This window comes from Pseudomonas sp. ES4, assembly GCF_050586665.1.
GTDB classification, from domain to species: domain Bacteria; phylum Pseudomonadota; class Gammaproteobacteria; order Pseudomonadales; family Pseudomonadaceae; genus Aquipseudomonas; species Aquipseudomonas frederiksbergensis.
Genome location: NZ_JBOBDO010000006.1, coordinates 157,451 through 176,817 on the forward strand (window position 1 = coordinate 157,451; position 19,367 = coordinate 176,817).

Sequence of the window (19,367 nt, forward strand, 5' to 3'; positions counted from 1 at the left end):
GACTGACCCGACGCTATCGCGAGCAGGCTCGCTCCCACAGGTTTTGCGTCTTACTCTTGAATCACGTCCGCCCCTTTAGGGATGTCGAACTTGAATTTGGACGCCGGGATCGGCTCGTTGGCTTTCACCCCGGTGAACAGGATGTTGGTGCGCTGACCGACGCTGTCGATCATCTGCATGTCATTGACCAGGCCGTTGCGGAACGACAGGCGCAGGCTGTCGAACAGGGTGTCCTTGGTTTTCGGCTTCAAGGTGAAGTCGATCACGCCACCGGCTTCCTTGGCGCTGATGTCGAAGCTCTGGCTGATCTTGGACACGTCACCGGACAGCAGCAACGCCGGGGTCTGGGTCAGGCGCTGATCGAGGTTCTTGATGGTGGCCTGTTCCAGGTCCGGATCCCACAACGTCACCTTCTTGCCGTCGGAGACCATGGTCTGTTCGGCCGGCGCGTTGGTGTGCCAGTAAAACAAGCCCGGACGCTGCAAGGACATTTCACCCGCGGTTTCCTGCAATTGGGTACCGCTGCCATCGAGGGTCAGCTGGGAGAAACGCGCGGTCAGGGTCTGGGATTTTTCCAGCAATTGGGTCAGACGCGCCACGTCCTTGTCATCGGCGTGGGCCGAGAGCGTGGTCAAAGCCAAAACCGGCAGCAACAGCATGCGGATAAGACGCATGGGAGTCCTCATAACATTCGTGGGGGTGCGATGGCGCGTCATTACGCCACCGCGTTTCAATCAATTCAGTCGCGTACCGGGCCCGGGGCCAGCACTTCACGCGAACCGTTGGTATTCATGGACGTCACGACCCCAGCCATTTCCATGGCCTCGATCATGCGCGCGGCGCGGTTGTAGCCGATTTTCAGCTTGCGCTGAACCGCAGAGATGGACGCACGACGGCTTTCCAGAACGAACTGCACCGCTTCGTCGTAGAGCGCGTCGGATTCACTGTCGTCGTCGCCACCGCTGCTGCCTTCAAAGCCACTACCCGGCTCTTCGACACCGGCGAGAATCTCGTCGTTGTATTCCGGCGCACCGCGCAGTTTCCAGGCTTCGACCACCCGGTGAACCTCGTCATCGGAGACGAAAGCACCGTGAACACGGATCGGCAGACTGGTGCCCGGTGGCATGTAGAGCATGTCACCGTGGCCCAACAGTTGCTCGGCGCCGCCCTGGTCGATGATGGTGCGCGAATCGATCTTGCTCGACACCTGGAACGCCATACGGGTCGGAATGTTGGCCTTGATCAGACCGGTGATCACGTCAACCGACGGACGCTGGGTCGCGAGGATCAAGTGGATACCGGCGGCACGGGCCTTCTGGGCGATACGGGCGATCAGTTCTTCAACCTTCTTGCCGACGATCATCATCATGTCGGCGAATTCGTCCACCACCACGACGATGGTCGGCAGCTTGGTCAACAGCGGCGCTTCGTCGTGAATGCTTTCGCGCTTGTACAACGGATCGGTCAACGGCTCACCGGCGTCCTGGGCTTCCTTGACCTTGGCATTGAAGCCCGACAGGTTACGCACGCCCATCTTCGCCATCAGTTTGTAGCGGCGTTCCATCTCCGCAACGCTCCAGCGCAGGGCGTTGGCGGCGTCCTTCATGTCGGTCACGACCGGGCACAACAGGTGCGGAATGCCTTCGTAGATCGACAGTTCAAGCATTTTCGGGTCGATCATGATCAGCTTGGCGTCTTCCGGGCCAGACTTGAACAGGATCGACAGGATCATCGCGTTCACGCCCACCGATTTACCGGAACCGGTAGTACCGGCTACCAGCAAGTGGGGCATTTTCGCCAGGTCGGTGATGACCGGTTTGCCACCGATGTCGTGCCCCAGGGCCAAAGTGACCGGCGACTTGAAGTTGTCGTACTCGGGGGTCGACAGCACTTCGGAGAAACGCACGATCTGACGGTCTTCGTTAGGAATCTCGATACCGACGGTGGTCTTGCCCGGAATCACTTCCACCACGCGCACGCTGGTCACGGCCAGAGAACGCGCGAGGTCTTTTGCCAGGTTGGAGATGCGGCTGACCTTGACGCCGGCCGCCGGCTGGATTTCGTAACGGGTAATCACCGGGCCAGGGTGAATCGAATCCACCGACACTTCGACGCCGAACTCCTTGAGCTTGATTTCCAGCAAGTGGCCAACCGCAGCCAGGGATTCAGGCGAATAATTGAGTTGTTTCTTTTCTGCCGGGTCGAGAATCGAGATCGGCGGCAAGGTGCCTTCGACGGCACTGTCGACGAACAAATGCGCCTGTTTCTCTTTTTCCACGCGTTTGCTCGGCGCCGCTGGCTTGGGCGGCGCAGGGGCAATCACCGGCGGCACCTGCTTCTCACGGTCGGACATGTGTTTGCTCAGGGCCTGCTCACGTTCGATCAGGCGCTCCTTGACCTTGGCTTGCTCGCGTTTGTCGGTGACGGTCGGCGCGACCACGTCATGCACGCGATCATCGACTTCACGCAGCTGCGCAACCAATTGTTTGCGCTCGACACGGGCCGCCCACCAGCGGTTGGCCGCGCCCTGAAACAGTTCGAACAGGTCGAGGGTAATCTTGCCGGTGAGGTCCATCACTTTGAACCACGACAGGTCGGTAAACACTGTCAGGCCAAACAGGAACAACGCGATGAACAACAGCGTGCTGCCCTGGATGTTCAGGGCGTTCCTGGCCAGATCACCGAGGCTTTCGCCCAAAGCACCGCCAGCGCCGGCCGGCAGACCGGTCGCGGCGTGAAAATGGATATGGGCCAGGGCCGCGCCCGAGAGCACCAGAAACACCAGGCCGATCAGGCGCCAGGAGAACAGCCAGCCGCTCCACTCCCACTGCTCGTGGCGTTGACGGAAGATTTGATAGGCCTTGATCGCCAGCAACAGCGGGAAGATGTAGGCGAAATAACCCAACACCATGAACAGGATATCGGCGCTGTAGGAGCCAACCGGCCCGCCGAAGTTCTGCACATCGTCGATCTTGCTGTTATGGCTCCAGCCCGGATCGTCCTTGCCGTAGGTCAACAAGGCCATCATCAGGAACAGGCACAAGCCGCCGATGGCAATCAATGCACCTTCCTTGAGCCGGTAGTGCAATTGCTGGCGCCAGAGCGGAACGACTGTTTTTGGTGCTGCGGTGGATTTCTTCAAAACGCTTCTTTTCCTGCGCCTATGGCGCGTCCATCTGTTGAATGACTATAAAAAACTGCCCAATCCAGGCAGGTAAAAAAGTTAACAGGCGTAACTGGGACTACTTTTAACACTACGCTCCGGTTTTTATAAACACGGCGCGCAACGCATATTTTATTACAAACGCTGTTACAGGCCGGCATTGTACGGGTTTGTTCGTCCGATGCCATGCTTGAAACCCAAGGTGTAGCATAGCCAACAGCACAGATCGCGCGGTTCAATTTGAGCATGCATTCTCTTTTGTGACAAAGGCTTATGAGGTGTTTTATGAGCGAAGCGAAGCATTCCCGCCTGATCATTCTGGGTTCGGGCCCCGCCGGTTACAGCGCTGCCGTTTATGCCGCCCGCGCCAACCTCAATCCCGTTGTCATTACCGGCATACAGGCAGGTGGCCAGCTCACCACCACCGTCGAAGTCGACAACTGGCCCGGTGATGTCGAAGGCCTCACCGGCCCGGTACTGATGGAACGCATGCAAAAACACGCCGAGCGTTTTCACACAGAGATCGTCTACGACCACATCCACACGGCCAAGTTGCAGCAGCGCCCCTTCGAACTCATCGGCGACAGCGGCACTTACACCTGTGACGCGCTGATTATCGCCACCGGCGCCTCGGCGCAATACCTGGGGTTGCCATCTGAAGAGACATTTGCCGGCAAAGGGGTCTCGGCCTGTGCGACGTGCGACGGTTTCTTCTACCGCAATCAGGTGGTCGCAGTCGTTGGCGGCGGCAACACGGCAGTTGAAGAAGCGCTGTACCTGTCGAACATCGCCAAGGAAGTTCACCTGATTCACCGCCGCGACAAGTTGCGTTCGGAGAAGATTCTTCAGGACAAACTCTTCGAAAAAGCCGCTAAAGGCAATATCCGTTTGCACTGGAACCAGAACCTGGATGAAGTGCTGGGCGATGCCAGCGGGGTGACCGGCGCGCGCCTGCGGGACAGCCACACTAACGAAACCAGTGAATTACCGCTGACCGGCGTGTTCATCGCTATTGGCCACAAACCCAACACCGACCTGTTCGAAGGCCAGCTGAAAATGCGTAACGGCTACCTGCTGGTCAAGGGCGGCAGCGAAGGCGATGCTACCAGCACCGAAATTCCGGGGGTATTTGCCGCCGGTGACGTGGCCGATCACGTTTACCGCCAGGCCGTGACGTCTGCCGGGGCCGGTTGCATGGCCGCGCTGGACGCCGAGAAGTATCTCGACGACATTCCAGTCGTTTGACGGCACACTTGACGGTGGGCCCACCCGCCCACCACTGCCCTCCCCTTCTGCAAGCCCGGATGCCATGCTGACTTGGTTACAACGCAACACCCTGACCTTCCCGCCCCTGGAAAAAGCCATGCGCGATCCCAACGGGCTATTGGCTGCGGGCGGGGATCTGTCCGCCGATCGTCTGATTCAGGCCTATCGCCACGGCTGTTTTCCGTGGTTCTCGGAAGGCCAGCCGATTCTCTGGTGGTCGCCGGATCCGCGCACCGTCCTGTTTCCCGACGAACTGCATGTCTCGCGCAGCCTGAACAAATTGCTGCGCCAGCAACGCTATCAAGTGACCTTTGATCAGGATTTTGCCGCGGTGATCCGCGCTTGCGCCGCGCCTCGGGATTACGCCGACGGCACCTGGATCACAGAAGCCATGCAGAACGCCTACCTCGAGCTGCACAGGCGCGGCTACGCCCATTCGGTGGAAGTCTGGGACCAGGGTGAACTGGTTGGCGGGCTCTACGGCCTGGCGATGGGTCAGCTGTTTTTCGGCGAGTCCATGTTCAGTCGTGCCGACAACGCCTCAAAATATGGCTTTGCCACGCTGGTCCGACATCTGAAAGACTCAGGCTTTGTGCTGATCGACTGCCAGATGCCGACCGACCATCTGCACAGCCTCGGCGCCCGAGCGATTCCCCGCCGCGAGTTTGCCGACTACCTTGCGCAGCATCTGGACCAACCCAGCCGCGCAACCTGGGTTTGCTGAGCGACTTTTGCGCGTGTGGCTTACACTTAATTCAAAACCTTATTCCGAGGGTTGATCATGACCGAGTTGGCGCGTTTGAAGTTCTATGCCACTCAGCCCCACTCTTGCAGTTATCTGCCCGAGGAGCAGGCCACGACTCTGTTCCTCGACCCTAGTCAGCCCATGGATGTGCATGTCTATGCAGACCTGTCTGAAATGGGTTTCCGTCGTAGCGGCGATCATCTTTACCGGCCTCATTGCCAGAATTGCAATGCATGCGTACCGGCGCGCATCCCTGTGGCGCAGTTTTCGCCCAACCGCCAGCAAAAACGCATCTTCAAACGCAACGTCGACCTGCAGGTGCGCCCTGCCAGGCCGCAGTTCAGCGAAGAGTATTTCGACCTGTATCAGCGGTATATCGAGCAGCGTCACGCCGATGGCGATATGTACCCGCCGAGTCGCGATCAGTTTGCAACGTTCCTGGTACGAGACCTGCCGTTTTCGCGATTTTACGAATTCCGCCTCGAAGGACGACTGGTAGCGGTGGCCGTCACCGACTTGCTGCCGAATGGTCTCTCGGCGGTCTACACCTTCTACGAACCCGCCGAAGAACGCCGCAGCCTGGGGCGTTATGCGATTCTCTGGCAAATCGCCGAGGCCCGACGACTGGGGCTGGAAGCGGTCTATCTGGGTTATTGGATCAAAAACTGCAAAAAGATGAGCTACAAGACTCAATATCGCCCTATCGAACTGCTGATTAATCAGCGCTGGGTCATCCTGAACTAGAGCAAGCCGTAAACCCCTTGGCGTAAACCCCATTTTTCGGGCACAATGCACGCCGCTTTTGCCTGGCGCAGTTGCACCGGGCCATTCATTGGACACCGAGGGCTTTACTGCATGTCGAAAGAAGACAGCTTCGAAATGGAAGGCACTGTCGTCGACACCCTGCCCAACACCATGTTTCGTGTGGAGTTGGAAAATGGGCACGTCGTAACCGCGCATATCTCCGGCAAGATGCGCAAGAATTACATTCGTATTCTTACCGGCGACAAAGTGCGCGTCGAGCTGACGCCCTATGACTTGAGCAAAGGGCGCATCACTTACCGCGCTCGCTAATCAAGTCAATACAAAACGCTCGGTTTATGCCGGGCGTTTTTGTGTGCCTGCGATTTAACGCCCCACACATAGTCAATGTGGGAGCGGCGCAGTATCAGCAGACAGCAAAAAGGCGCCTTTTCGGCGCCTTTTGCTTTGTTGCGGTTTAACGTCAGGCCATTTCAGCCGTAGTCTCGAAGTCGAAGGTCAGCTCGCCGTCCTTGAGATCGATGTGAACCACACCACCATGGTCGGCCAGTTCGCCAAAGAGGATCTCTTCCGCCAGTGGACGCTTGATCTTGTCCTGAATCAAACGCGCCATTGGTCGAGCCCCCATCGCCGAGTCGTAGCCACCCGCTGCCAGCCAGCTGCGCGCCGCGTCCGTCACTTCCAGCTGTACGCGCTTGTCTTCCAGCTGCGCCTGAAGCTCGGTAAGGAACTTGTCCACCACGCTTTTGATGACCTCATGGCTGAGGCGACCAAACTGGATAATGGTGTCCAGACGGTTACGGAACTCTGGCGTGAAGCTCTTCTTGATCACTTCCATCGCATCGGACGAGTGGTCCTGATGGGTGAAACCGATCGAAGCGCGAGCCGCGGTTTCGGCACCGGCGTTGGTCGTCATGATGACGATCACGTTACGGAAGTCCGCCTTGCGCCCGTTGTTATCGGTCAGCGTACCGTGATCCATGACCTGCAGCAGCAGGTTGAAGACTTCCGGATGCGCCTTCTCGATCTCATCGAGCAACAGCACACAGTGAGGCTGCTTGGTGATGGCTTCAGTCAACAGACCGCCCTGATCGAACCCGACATAGCCTGGAGGCGCACCGATCAGACGCGATACGGTGTGGCGTTCCATGTACTCGGACATGTCGAAGCGAACCAACTCGATGCCCAATGCCTTGGCCAACTGACGCGCCGCTTCGGTTTTACCGACACCGGTAGGCCCTGCGAACAGGAACGAACCGACAGGCTTGTCAGGCGACTTGAGGCCGGCACGGGACAGTTTGATCGCGGTCGACAGTGAGTCGATTGCGGCATCCTGGCCAAATACGGTCAGCTTCAGGTCACGCTCAAGGTTACGCAGCAGCTCTTTGTCGGAGCTGGTGACGTGCTTAGGCGGAATCCGCGCGATTTTCGCGACGATGTCCTCGACCTGAGGCACTTCGATGCGCTTCACTCGTTTCTCGATTGGCTGCAGACGCTGGTAGGCGCCCGCCTCGTCGATGACGTCGATGGCCTTGTCCGGCATGTGCCGGTCATTGATATAGCGTGAGGCCAGTTCCGCCGCCGCACGCAACGCTTCATCGCTGTATTCGATGTTGTGATGCGCTTCGAAACGACCTTTCAGGCCGCGCAGGATACCAATGGTGTCTTCCACCGAAGGTTCCGACACGTCGACCTTCTGGAAGCGCCGGGCCAACGCACGGTCCTTCTCGAAGATCCCGCGGAATTCCTGGAACGTGGTCGAGCCGATGCAACGGATATCACCCGACGACAGCAGCGGCTTGAGCAGGTTCGAGGCATCCATGACCCCACCGGACGCGGCACCCGCACCAATGATGGTGTGGATTTCGTCGATGAACAGGATCGCCTGAGGACGTTTTTTCAGCTCATTGAGCAACGCCTTGAAGCGCTTCTCGAAATCGCCGCGGTATTTGGTGCCGGCCAGCAAGGCCCCCAGATCGAGGGAATACACCACGCTGTTGGCCAGCAGGTCTGGCACCTGGTTGTCGACAATGCGTTTGGCCAGGCCTTCGGCAATCGCGGTTTTACCCACGCCCGCCTCGCCCACCAGCAGCGGATTGTTTTTGCGACGACGCGCCAGGATCTGCGCGACGCGCTCGACTTCCAGCTCGCGGCCTACCAATGGATCGATTCGACCCTGGCGCGCGAGTTCGTTGAGGTTGCTGGCATAAGCATCCAGAGGATTGCCTGAAGAAGAAGACTCACCGCCCTCGTCGTCCTGCATATCTTGCTCACCTTCAGAGTGATCGCCATGCCCCGGCACTTTGGAAATGCCGTGTGCGATGTAGTTGACGACATCGATGCGCGCAACGCTCTGCTGTTTCAGCAGGAACACTGCCTGACTCTCTTGCTCACTGAAGATCGCGACCAGTACGTTTGCGCCAGTCACTTCGCGTTTGCCCGAGCTCTGTACGTGAAAGACAGCACGTTGCAGAACACGCTGGAAGCCCAGGGTTGGCTGGGTCTCACGATCCTCGTCATGAACGGGGATCAATGGCGTGGTGGAGTCGATGAACTCCTGCAGATCGTGCTTGAGTTTGTCGAGGTTTGCGCCGCAGGCACGCAAAACGGTGGCGGCAGCCTCATTGTCCAATAGGGCCAGCAGGAGGTGTTCGACGGTCATGAATTCATGACGCTTCGAACGTGCCTCCTTGAAGGCAAGATTGAGGGTGACTTCGAGCTCGCGGTTTAACATAGCTTCACCTCATACCCAAGTGGTCGGCGATTAACCGTCCTTCTCGATTTCACAGAGTAGCGGATGCTGGCTTTCCCTGGCGTACTGGTTGACCTGCATGGCCTTAGTCTCGGCGATGTCGCGGGTAAACACTCCACATACTGCCCGTCCTTCTGTGTGGACGGCCAGCATGACCTTGGTCGCCAGCTCCCGATTCAGGTTAAAAAACACCTCGAGCACTTCGACGACGAAATCCATCGGTGTGTAGTCATCATTGAACAAAACCACCTTGTACATCGGCGGCGCCTGTAAAGCAGGCTTTGCCTCCTGAACAGCAATGCCTGCGGAATCGTCGTCGTGAGTCCCCGGGTGATCTTTTTGGAGAGCCGGGCGATCCTGATTGAATGTTAGTCGAATCTGGCTGATTGCATGCATGGAAAGAAAGGTTCGTCTGTTGTTCAAATACAGTGGTGGGGGCGGCTATGGACGATTTCAACTCCGACTGCCCGGTCACCTTGACTATCGGCAAAACGGTGTTACAACCAATAGAGCCCACAGTGGGTAAAAAAGGTCCGCGGAGTCAATCTTATTTCCAGGAAATGACTGCGGATGAACTGGATGATACTCCAGTGATGGAGTCTGTTGCAGAGGGATATGGGTATGTCAGTCGGCAAGGTGAAATGGTTCAACAATGCCAAGGGGTTCGGTTTCATTAACACCGATGCCAGAGAAGGTCGTGACGAAGACGGTCATCTTATTGATTTCTTTGCCCACTACTCGGCCATTGAGATGAACGGGTACAAGACGCTCAAGGCTGGGCAAGCTGTAAGTTTCGAGATTGTCCAGGGCCCCAAAGGGTTGCATGCCGTGAAGATTATGTCCGTCACGACCGAGAACGAGCAGGCCGCCCCTGCCCTCCAGCAAGAAACTGTATCGAGTTAATACAAACCGTCATCCAGTCATAAAAAAAACCGCCCGAAGGCGGTTTTTTTATACCTATTCGCTTACATGTGCGAAATCAGCGCATCACCAAACGCGGACGAAGACAGCAGTTTCGCGCCTTCCATCAGTCGTTCGAAGTCATAGGTCACGGTCTTGGCAGAGATCGCGCCGTTGGTGCCCTTGATGATCAGATCAGCGGCTTCGGTCCAGCCCATGTGACGCAGCATCATCTCTGCGGACAGGATCAGGGAACCCGGGTTGACCTGGTCCTTGCCAGCGTACTTCGGCGCAGTACCGTGGGTCGCTTCGAACATCGCAATAGTGTCAGACAGGTTGGCGCCCGGTGCGATACCGATACCGCCCACTTCCGCCGCCAGGGCGTCGGAGAGGTAGTCGCCGTTCAGGTTCAGGGTCGCGATCACATCGTATTCGGCCGGACGCAGCAGGATCTGCTGGAGCATGGCGTCGGCGATGGCATCCTTGACGATGACGTTCTTGCCGGTTTTCGGGTTTTTGAACTGCATCCACGGACCGCCATCGAGCAGGGTCGCGCCGAACTCTTCAGCCGCCACTTCGTAGGCCCATTCCTTGAAGGCACCTTCGGTGAACTTCATGATGTTGCCTTTGTGCACGATGGTCAGCGAGTCGCGGTCATTGTCGACCACATACTGCAGGGCTTTGCGTGCAAGACGCTTGGTGCCTTGCAGCGAAACCGGCTTGATGCCGATACCGCAGTTTTCGTCGAAACGGATCTTGGTGACGCCCATTTCATCTTTAAGGAACTTGATGACTTTGGTCGCTTCCGGCGAACCGGCTTTCCACTCGATACCGGCGTAGATGTCTTCCGAGTTCTCACGGAAGATCGTCATGTCGACGTCGCCTGGCTTCTTGACCGGGCTAGGCACGCCTTCGAACCAGCGCACTGGGCGCAGGCAGACATAAAGGTCGAGTTGCTGACGCAGGGCCACGTTCAGGGAACGGATGCCGCCACCGACCGGGGTGGTCAGAGGGCCCTTGATGGAAACCACGTAATCTTTGACTGCGTCCAGGGTTTCCTGGGGCAGCCAGGTGTCCTGATCGTAAACCTGAGTCGCTTTCTCCCCGGCGTAGACTTCCATCCAGGAAATTTTGCGCTCGCCGCCGTAAGCCTTCTTAACAGCAGCATCGACAACCTTGATCATTACCGGGCTGATATCAACGCCAATACCATCGCCTTCGATGAAGGGGATGATCGGGTTGTTAGGAACATTGAGAGAATGGTCTGCGTTGACGGTGATTTTGTCGCCGACTGCTGGAACCTGAATCTTCTTGTATCCCATGCTGAACTCCATTGTTTGGATTGAACATCTGGCTTCGTTCGAGCGTACCCCAGTTAAATCGGCACGCAAACCCTATGTTCCAACCATCTGCCGCAAAGCTGCACAGTTCGCGACGTACAAGTCTGAAAGCAAAGGGAAAAGCGCCAAACTCAAGCACGGTGCGAGACTCTACGCCCCCCTCGCCCCTGCGACCTTTAGACCAATGGACGATAATCGTTACCTATGAACCATCGGCAGATTGCCAGCTACCTATGTATAATGCCGCCCGCTGACCACAGAGTCACGACGGCCGACTGCTCTACGACGAGACCCACGGCCCGAAAAAGCAGGACTGTTACCGCAGTCCACCCGCTTGACGCTCGACTGATGCACCCAACATCACCGCGAAGAAATCTCGACATTCGGCTCATGGATGACTTTGAACGAACGCGCTTACCCGGCGCCCCTCGAGTTTTTCTGCGCACGCTTTAGCAAAGAAGAGAGAGTTAATCCGAATATGCCCACCCGCTCGAAGATCATCTATACCTTCACCGACGAAGCTCCCGCCCTCGCCACCTATTCACTGTTGCCTATCGTAGAGGCCTTCACCGCCTCCGCTGATATCGCCGTGGAAACCCGCGATATCTCTCTTGCAGGGCGCATCCTGGCCAGCTTCCCCGAGCAACTGGGTGACAAAGCCGTAGCCGACCACCTCGCCGAACTGGGCGACCTGGCCGTTACGCCTGAAGCCAACATCATCAAGCTGCCGAACATCAGCGCCTCGGTTCCGCAACTGCAAGCCGCGATCAAGGAACTGCAAGCCCAGGGCTTCGCACTGCCTGACTACCCGGAAACCGTGACCAGCGACGCCGACAAGCTCGCCAAGTCGCGTTACGACAAGATCAAGGGCAGCGCCGTGAACCCGGTTCTGCGCGAAGGCAACTCCGATCGTCGTGCACCGCTGTCGGTCAAGAACTACGCGCGCAAGCACCCGCACAAAATGGGCGCATGGGCCAAAGACTCCAAGTCCCACGTCGCGCACATGAGCACCGGCGATTTCTACGGTAGCGAAAAAGCTGCCCTGATCGACGCCGCTGATGCCGTCAAAATCGAACTGATCGCTCAAGACGGCACCACCACCGTCCTGAAAGAAAAAACCACCGTGCAAGCCGGTGAGATCCTCGATTGCGCCGTTCTGAGCAAAAACGCGCTGCGCAGCTTCATCGCAGCCGAGATCGAAGACGCCAAAGCCAAAGGCGTGCTGCTGTCGGTTCACCTGAAAGCCACCATGATGAAGGTCTCCGACCCAATCATGTTCGGCCAGATCGTTGCCGAGTTCTATAAAGACGCACTGGCCAAGCACGCTGACGTGCTGGCGCAGATCGGCTTCAACCTGAACAACGGCATCGGCGACCTGTACGCTCGCATCAAAGCCCTGCCGGCCGAGCAACAAGCGCAGATCGAAGCGGACATCCAGGCGGTCTACGCCGTTCGTCCGTCGTTGGCCATGGTCAACTCCGACAAAGGCATCACCAACTTGCACGTGCCGAGCGACGTGATCGTCGACGCCTCGATGCCAGCGATGATCCGTGACTCCGGCAAAATGTGGGGCACCGACGGCCAGCTGCACGACACCAAGGCTGTGATCCCGGATCGCTGCTACGCCACCATCTACCAGGCGGTAATCGAAGACTGCAAGCTGCACGGCGCTTTCGATCCAACCACCATGGGCAGCGTGCCAAACGTTGGTCTGATGGCGAAAAAAGCCGAAGAGTACGGCTCGCACGACAAGACTTTCCAGATCAAGGCCGACGGTGTTGTCCGCGTGACCGACAGCAAAGGTGGCCTGCTGCTGGAGCAACCGGTTGAAGCCGGCGACATCTTCCGCATGTGCCAGACCAAAGACGCGCCGATCCAGGACTGGGTCAAACTGGCCGTCAACCGTGCTCGCGCAAGCGCCACTCCAGCGATCTTCTGGCTGGACCCGATGCGCGCCCACGACGGTGTAGTGATCGAGAAAGTTCAGGCCTACCTGAAGGATCACGACACCTCGGGCCTGGACATCCGCATCATGTCGCCAGTCGACGCGATGAAGTTCACCCTGGACCGCACTCGCGAAGGCAAGGACACCATCTCGGTGACCGGCAACGTATTGCGCGACTACCTGACCGACCTGTTCCCGATCATGGAACTGGGCACCAGCGCCAAGATGCTGTCGATCGTTCCGCTGATGAACGGCGGTGGCCTGTTCGAAACCGGCGCCGGCGGTTCGGCACCGAAGCACGTTCAGCAGCTGCTGGAAGAGAACTTCCTGCGCTGGGATTCCCTGGGTGAGTTCCTGGCCCTGGCCGCTTCCCTTGAGCACCTGGGTGTTACCTACAACAACCCTAAAGCGCTGGTGCTGGCCAAGACCCTGGACCAGGCCACCGGCCAGTTCCTGGACAACAACAAGTCGCCATCGCGCAAAGTCGGCAACATCGACAACCGCGGCAGCCACTTCTACCTGGCGCTGTACTGGGCACAAGCCCTGGCCGCCCAAACCGAAGACACTGCCCTGCAAGCGCAGTTTGGCGAACTGGCCAAGACCCTGGCCGAGAACGAAGCAACCATCGTTGCCGAGCTCAACGCCGTCCAGGGCAAGCCAGTGGACATCGGCGGTTACTACCACGCCAATGCCGAGCTGATCAGCAAGGCCATGCGTCCGAGCAACACTTTCAACGCCGCGATCGCTGCGCTGGTTTAAGGTTGTAAGGATGCAAGGAAGCCCCGGCCCAGTGCCGGGGTTTCTGTTTGTGGCGCTCGCAGGTCATAACCCGAAGCCCTGTGGGAGCGAGACCGGCTGCCGGCGATGTCGGTATATCATTCAACATTGATGTCGACTGACCCACCGTCATCGCGAGCAAGCTCACTCCTACATTTGATCGTATTTACACCTTGGAAATTGAGGAAGGTTAATGGACTGGCTACCCCACATCACCGTAGCGACCATCGTCGAAGACAACGGCCGCTTCCTGATGGTCGAAGAATCCAAGCACGGACGAACGGTGCTCAACCAGCCCGCCGGCCACCTCGACCCGGACGAAACCCTGATCGAAGCTGCCGTGCGCGAAACCCTCGAGGAAACCGGCTGGGACGTCGAGCCGACTGGCGTAGTGGGCATTTACCTCTACACCGCTCCGAGCAACGGCGTGACTTATCAGCGGGTCTGCTTCACCGCAAAACCGCTCAAACATCACCCCGACTATCAGCTGGACGACGGAATCGTCGGTGCAAAATGGCTGACGCGTGACGAACTGCTGGCACAGCGCGCAAACTGGCGCAGTGAGCTGATCATCCGCTGTATCGATGATTATCTGGACGGCCAACACTTCGGTCTCGAACTGATCCGCCCTTCTCTTTAGCCTTGCGGGCTTCGGCCTGTTAGAATCGCGTCCTTTTTCAAGACACTCATTGAATCCCTATGCGTGATCCAGCCCCTTCTGACACACAAAAGAAGCGCGTCATTGTCGGCATGTCCGGCGGCGTGGACTCTTCCGTTTCCGCTCTCCTGCTGATCGAGCAGGGTTATGAGGTGGAAGGCCTGTTCATGAAGAACTGGGAAGAAGACGATGGAACGGAATACTGCACCGCCATGGATGACCTGGCGGACGCTCAGGCCGTGTGCGACAAGATTGGCATCAAGCTGCACACCGCCAACTTCGCCGCCGAGTACTGGGACAACGTGTTCGAGCACTTCCTGGCCGAATACAAGGCCGGCCGCACGCCGAACCCGGACATCCTGTGCAACCGCGAGATCAAGTTCAAGGCGTTCCTCGACTACGCCATGATGCTTGGTGCCGACCTGATTGCCACTGGCCACTACGTGCGACGCCGCGATATCGATGGCCGTACCGAGCTGCTCAAGGGCCTGGACCCGAACAAGGACCAGAGCTACTTCCTGCACGCCGTGGGCGGCGAACAGATCGCCAAGACCCTGTTCCCGGTCGGCGAGCTGGAAAAACCCGAAGTGCGCGCAATTGCCGAGAAGCATGAACTCGCCACCGCGAAGAAAAAGGATTCCACCGGAATCTGCTTTATCGGCGAACGTCGCTTCAGCGATTTCCTCAAGCAATACCTGCCGGCCCAGCCAGGCGAGATCAAGACCACCGAAGGTGAAGTCATCGGCCGTCACCACGGCTTGATGTACCACACCATAGGCCAGCGTCAGGGCCTGGGCATTGGCGGCCTGAAAGACGCCAGTGACGAGCCGTGGTACGTGCTGATCAAAGACCTGGAGCACAACGAGCTGATCGTCGGCCAAGGCAATGATCACCCCTACTTGTTCTCCCGCGCCCTGCTCGCCTCGGACATCTATTGGGTCAACCCGATCGACCTGAGCGAACCGCGCCGGCTGACCGCTAAAGTCCGCTATCGCCAAAGCGACCAGCCGTGCACGCTGGAAAAAACCGCCACCGGCTACCGCGCGACCTTCGATGACCCGCAACGCGCGGTCACCCCAGGCCAGTCCGTGGTGTTCTACGACGGTGAAATCTGCCTCGGCGGCGGCGTGATCGAAATCGCGGAGCCGTGGACCAGCAAAGACACTCCTCAAGGCGAGCAACAATGAGCCCGACTCAGGAGCAACTGACTGCGCTCGGCGGCGTGTTTCTCGCTGCCGTGTTGGTCGATAAAATCGCCAAGAGCGGCCAGACCAGCGAAGCCGGCCTGACGTGCATGCTCGGCAGCCTGCTGATTCGCGACCCCAAGGACACCCTGGAAGTCTATGGCGGCGACGACCTCAATCTGCGTGAAGGTTACCGCGCATTGATTGGTGCCCTGGAACGCGACCCGAGCACCCTTCAGCGCGAACCGCTGCGCTATGCGCTGGCGATGCTCGGCCTGGAGCGTCAGCTGGCCAAGCGCAACGACATGCTGGACGAGATCGGCAAGCGTCTGCCGCAGATTCAATCCCAGGTCGAGCATTTCGGCCCGGCTCACGAAAACGTCATCGCAGCGTGCGGCGCCCTGTATCAGGACACCCTGAGCACCTTGCGCCAACGCATTCAGGTCCACGGCGACATGCGTAACCTGCAGCAACCGAGCAACGCTTCGAAAATCCGCGCCCTGTTGCTGGCCGGGATTCGATCGGCGCGCCTGTGGCGGCAGTTGGGCGGTCATCGCTGGCAGTTGGTGATCAGCCGTCGCAAGTTGCTGAAAGAGCTTTACCCGCTGATGCGCAACAGCTGAACCGCGCCCGCAAGACCTTTTGTAATTTGTAACGCGTAAGACGCTGGTCAGTTGGCAACGGACCGGCGGATTTTTTCATGTATGATACGCGCCCCATTTCGTTGCCCGACTGTCCGAGAACACCCCATGCAGCTTTCTTCGCTCACTGCGGTTTCCCCTGTTGACGGCCGCTACGCCGGCAAAACCCAGGCCCTGCGCCCAATTTTCAGCGAATACGGCCTGATCCGTGCTCGCGTTCTGGTTGAAGTGCGCTGGCTCCAGCGCCTGGCCGCTCACCCAGGCATCAGCGAAGTGCCGGCGTTCTCCGCCGAAGCCAACGCTGTGCTGAACACCTTGGCGGAAAACTTCGCTCTGGAGCACGCCGAGCGTGTCAAAGAGATCGAGCGCACCACCAACCACGACGTCAAAGCCATTGAGTACCTGCTCAAAGAGCAAGCGGCCAAGCTGCCGGAACTGGCTGCTGTCAGCGAATTCATCCACTTCGCCTGCACCAGCGAGGACATCAACAACCTGTCCCACGCCCTGATGCTGCGCGAAGGCCGTGATGACGTGATGCTGCCGCTGATGCGCCAGACTGCCGAAGCCATCCGCGAACTGGCGATCCGTTTTGCTGACGTGCCAATGCTGTCGCGCACCCACGGTCAACCGGCCTCGCCGACCACCCTGGGCAAAGAGCTGGCGAACGTGGTTTACCGCCTGGAGCGTCAAATCGCTCAAGTCGCGGCCGTTCCGCTGCTGGGCAAGATCAACGGTGCTGTCGGCAACTACAACGCTCACCTGTCGGCCTACCCTGAGATCGACTGGGAAGAGAACGCCCGCGCCTTCATCGAAGACGAGCTGGGCCTGGACTTCAACCCGTACACCACGCAGATCGAACCGCACGACTACATTGCCGAGCTGTTCGACGCGATCGCGCGCTTCAACACCATCCTGATCGACTTCGACCGCGACATCTGGGGCTACATCTCCCTGGGGTATTTCAAGCAGCGCACCATCGCTGGCGAAATCGGTTCGTCGACCATGCCGCACAAGGTCAACCCGATCGACTTCGAAAACTCCGAAGGCAACCTGGGCATCGCCAACGCACTGTTCCAGCACCTGGCGAGCAAGCTGCCGATCTCCCGCTGGCAGCGCGACCTGACCGACTCCACCGTACTGCGCAACCTCGGTGTCGGCTTCGCCCACAGCGTGATCGCGTACGAAGCCAGCCTCAAGGGCATCAGCAAGCTCGAGCTCAACGCTCAGAAGATTGCTGCCGACCTGGACGCGTGCTGGGAAGTATTGGCCGAGCCGATCCAGACCGTGATGCGTCGCTACAACATCGAAAACCCGTACGAAAAACTGAAAGAGTTGACCCGTGGCAAGGGCATCAGCCCTGAAGCACTGCAAACTTTCATCGACGGCCTGGACATGCCAGCCGCCGCCAAGGCTGAGCTGAAATTGCTCACCCCGGCGAACTACATCGGTAACGCTGTAGAGCAAGCCAAACGCATCTGATCGACCGCTTGACCCTTTTGAGACGCCCGGCAGCGCCGGGCGTTTTTATTCCCGTCTGAAAAGTGCTTTTTTTCAATAGGTTACACATGAATCCTGATATTCCTCTTCAACTTCTGGGCGGCATCACGGCGCGTGAATTCCTGCGTGACTACTGGCAGAAAAAACCCCTGCTGATCCGCCAGGCGATTCCTGACTTCGAAAGCCCGATCGACCCAGACGAACTGGCCGGCCTGGCGCTGGAAGAAGAAGTTGAATCGCGCCTGGTGATCGAGCACGGCGAGCGCCCTTGGGAAATGCGTCGTGGCCCGTTTGCCGAAGACGAATTCAGCAAGTTGCCGGAAACCGAATGGACCCTGCTGGTGCAAGCGGTCGACCAATTCGTACCAGAAGTCAGCGAGCTGCTGGAAAACTTTCGCTTCCTGCCGAGCTGGCGCGTCGACGACGTGATGATCAGCTTCGCCGCCCCGGGTGGCAGCGTCGGTCCGCATTTCGATAACTACGATGTGTTCCTGCTGCAAGGTCACGGCAAGCGCAACTGGAAGATCGGCCAGATGTGCGACTCCGAGAGCAAGCTGCTGCCACACGCAGACCTACGCATCCTCGCCGACTTCGAAGCCACCGATGAGTGGGTTCTGGAACCGGGCGACATGCTCTACCTGCCGCCGCGCCTGGCCCATTGCGGCGTTGCGGTGGATGACTGCATGACTTACTCGGTCGGCTTCCGCGCCCCGAGCGCCTCTGAAGTCCTGACTCACTTCACCGACTTCCTCAGCCAGTTCCTGACCGATGAAGAGCGCTACACCGATGCCGACGCCCTGCCGGCGGTCGATCCACACCAGATTCAGCACGACGCCCTTGATCGCCTGAAAGCTTTGCTGGCCGAGCACATGAGCGACGAGCGCCTGCTGCTGACCTGGTTCGGCCAGTACATGACCGAGCCGCGTTACCCGGAACTGATCGTCGGCCCGGAAGAAGTCGAAGAAGAAGACTTTCTCGCCAGCCTGGAACAAGGCGCTGTGCTGATCCGCAACCCGAGCGCGCGCATGGCCTGGTCCGAAGTCGATGACGACCTGCTGCTGTTCGCCAGCGGCCAGAGCCGTTACCTGCCGGGCAAACTGCGCGAGCTGCTGAAGTTGATCTGCGCTGCCGACGCCCTGCACACCGATAACCTCGGTGACTGGCTGAGCGACGAAGACGGCCGCGGCCTGCTGTGCGAACTGGTCAAGCAAGGCAGCCTGGGGTTTGCTGATGAATAAAATTCACGTACGTGTCGCAGACTGGCAAAAGGACAACGCCGAGATCCGGCGCATTCGTGAGACGGTGTTCATCGCCGAGCAATCCGTTCCACCCGAGCTGGAATGGGATGCTGATGACGCAACAGCGGTGCATTTTCTGGCATTTGAAGGCGATTTCCCGATTGGCACCGCTCGACTGCTGCCCGATGGTCACATCGGTCGGGTGTCAGTGCTGAAGGACTGGCGCGGCTTGAAAGTCGGCGATGCGCTGATGCAAGCGGTGATCGGTGAAGCCGACAAGCGCGGACTGAAGCGGCAAATGCTGAGCGCACAGGTACAGGCCACGGCGTTCTATGAGCGCCTGGGCTTCAGCCTAGTCAGTGAGGAATTCCTGGAAGCCGGGATTCCGCATGTGGACATGGTGCGTCACTCGGTCTGAGACCCTGTGGTGAGGGAGCTTGCTCCCGTTGGGCTGCGCAACAGACCCACGATTTTGGGGCCGCTTCGCGCCCCAGCGGAA

General features: G+C 58.6%; 18 protein-coding genes. 12 read left to right on the plus strand and 6 right to left on the minus strand.

The annotated features are described in order from the left end of the window. Positions 1-50 precede the first annotated feature (50 nt). The 3 genes from lolA to ACQ4OB_RS09750 form a co-directional block, all read right to left on the minus strand. The gene (gene lolA, locus ACQ4OB_RS09740) at positions 51-674 is read right to left on the minus strand and encodes an outer membrane lipoprotein chaperone LolA (protein ID WP_008154853.1); all 624 of its coding nucleotides are present in this window, start codon (positions 672-674) and stop codon (positions 51-53) included. Positions 675-739: 65 nt separating this feature from the next. Beyond that, entirely contained in the window at positions 740-3,142 is a 2,403-nt protein-coding gene (locus tag ACQ4OB_RS09745) for a DNA translocase FtsK (RefSeq protein ID WP_076027906.1), read from the minus strand. Beyond that, positions 3,139-3,411 (minus strand): hypothetical protein, encoded by a 273-nt coding sequence (locus tag ACQ4OB_RS09750; protein WP_139273420.1) that lies wholly within the window; start codon positions 3,409-3,411, stop codon positions 3,139-3,141. The genes ACQ4OB_RS09745 and ACQ4OB_RS09750 overlap by 4 nt, the downstream gene beginning before the upstream one ends. A 37-nt stretch (positions 3,412-3,448) precedes the next feature. Here ACQ4OB_RS09750 and trxB point away from each other — a divergent pair, with 37 nt between their 5' ends. The 4 genes from trxB to infA all read left to right on the plus strand — a co-directional run bounded on the left by trxB (position 3,449) and on the right by infA (position 6,248). Beyond that, positions 3,449-4,408, plus strand: a complete 960-nt coding sequence (gene trxB / locus ACQ4OB_RS09755) for a thioredoxin-disulfide reductase (protein ID WP_074878173.1) — start codon at positions 3,449-3,451, stop codon at positions 4,406-4,408. A gap of 64 nt (positions 4,409-4,472) precedes the next feature. Beyond that, positions 4,473-5,153 (plus strand): leucyl/phenylalanyl-tRNA--protein transferase, encoded by a 681-nt coding sequence (gene aat, locus ACQ4OB_RS09760; protein ID WP_076027908.1) that lies wholly within the window; start codon positions 4,473-4,475, stop codon positions 5,151-5,153. 57 nt (positions 5,154-5,210) lie between these two features. Further along, positions 5,211-5,918, plus strand: coding sequence for an arginyltransferase (locus tag ACQ4OB_RS09765; protein ID WP_074878177.1), 708 nt, complete (start codon positions 5,211-5,213; stop codon positions 5,916-5,918). A gap of 111 nt (positions 5,919-6,029) precedes the next feature. Further along, positions 6,030-6,248 (plus strand): translation initiation factor IF-1, encoded by a 219-nt coding sequence (infA, locus tag ACQ4OB_RS09770; protein ID WP_002553999.1) that lies wholly within the window; start codon positions 6,030-6,032, stop codon positions 6,246-6,248. Positions 6,249-6,399: 151 nt separating this feature from the next. On the opposite strand, the gene clpA is transcribed toward infA, so the two are convergent. After that, positions 6,400-8,670, minus strand: a complete 2,271-nt coding sequence (gene clpA, locus ACQ4OB_RS09775) for an ATP-dependent Clp protease ATP-binding subunit ClpA (protein ID WP_008146900.1) — start codon at positions 8,668-8,670, stop codon at positions 6,400-6,402. Between the two features lie 30 nt (positions 8,671-8,700). Then, positions 8,701-9,084 carry an ATP-dependent Clp protease adapter ClpS gene (clpS, locus tag ACQ4OB_RS09780; protein WP_074878178.1) on the minus strand — a complete coding sequence of 128 codons (384 nt, stop codon included), beginning with the start codon at positions 9,082-9,084 and terminating at the stop codon, positions 8,701-8,703. A gap of 225 nt (positions 9,085-9,309) precedes the next feature. On the opposite strand from clpS, the gene ACQ4OB_RS09785 reads away from it, so the two are divergent. Further along, the gene (locus ACQ4OB_RS09785) at positions 9,310-9,591 is read left to right on the plus strand and encodes a cold shock domain-containing protein (RefSeq protein WP_074880797.1); all 282 of its coding nucleotides are present in this window, start codon (positions 9,310-9,312) and stop codon (positions 9,589-9,591) included. 62 nt (positions 9,592-9,653) lie between these two features. On the opposite strand, the gene icd is transcribed toward ACQ4OB_RS09785, so the two are convergent. Next, positions 9,654-10,910, minus strand: coding sequence for an NADP-dependent isocitrate dehydrogenase (gene icd / locus ACQ4OB_RS09790; RefSeq protein WP_008146904.1), 1,257 nt, complete (start codon positions 10,908-10,910; stop codon positions 9,654-9,656). Between the two features lie 496 nt (positions 10,911-11,406). Between icd and ACQ4OB_RS09795 the strand changes: the two genes are divergently transcribed. The 7 genes from ACQ4OB_RS09795 (at position 11,407) to ACQ4OB_RS09825 (ending at position 19,286) form a co-directional block, all read left to right on the plus strand. Beyond that, on the plus strand, positions 11,407-13,632 hold the full coding sequence (locus tag ACQ4OB_RS09795; protein WP_430955605.1) for an NADP-dependent isocitrate dehydrogenase: 2,226 nt from the start codon (positions 11,407-11,409) through the stop codon (positions 13,630-13,632). A gap of 211 nt (positions 13,633-13,843) precedes the next feature. After that, positions 13,844-14,290 carry an NUDIX hydrolase gene (locus tag ACQ4OB_RS09800; protein WP_074878184.1) on the plus strand — a complete coding sequence of 149 codons (447 nt, stop codon included), beginning with the start codon at positions 13,844-13,846 and terminating at the stop codon, positions 14,288-14,290. Positions 14,291-14,349: 59 nt separating this feature from the next. Further along, positions 14,350-15,495, plus strand: a complete 1,146-nt coding sequence (gene mnmA, locus ACQ4OB_RS09805) for a tRNA 2-thiouridine(34) synthase MnmA (protein WP_074878186.1) — start codon at positions 14,350-14,352, stop codon at positions 15,493-15,495. Next, complete coding sequence (gene hflD / locus ACQ4OB_RS09810) at positions 15,492-16,115, plus strand: high frequency lysogenization protein HflD (protein WP_430955606.1); 624 nt, start codon at positions 15,492-15,494, stop codon at positions 16,113-16,115. Before mnmA ends, hflD begins: the two co-directional genes overlap by 4 nt. Positions 16,116-16,241: 126 nt before the next feature. Beyond that, on the plus strand, positions 16,242-17,612 hold the full coding sequence (gene purB, locus ACQ4OB_RS09815; RefSeq protein ID WP_102615577.1) for an adenylosuccinate lyase: 1,371 nt from the start codon (positions 16,242-16,244) through the stop codon (positions 17,610-17,612). A gap of 86 nt (positions 17,613-17,698) precedes the next feature. After that, a complete protein-coding gene (locus ACQ4OB_RS09820) occupies positions 17,699-18,868 on the plus strand; it encodes a cupin domain-containing protein (protein ID WP_218535894.1) in 1,170 nt (389 codons plus the stop codon). Then, entirely contained in the window at positions 18,861-19,286 is a 426-nt protein-coding gene (locus tag ACQ4OB_RS09825) for a GNAT family N-acetyltransferase (RefSeq protein ID WP_430955607.1), read from the plus strand. Before ACQ4OB_RS09820 ends, ACQ4OB_RS09825 begins: the two co-directional genes overlap by 8 nt. Positions 19,287-19,367 lie beyond the last annotated feature (81 nt).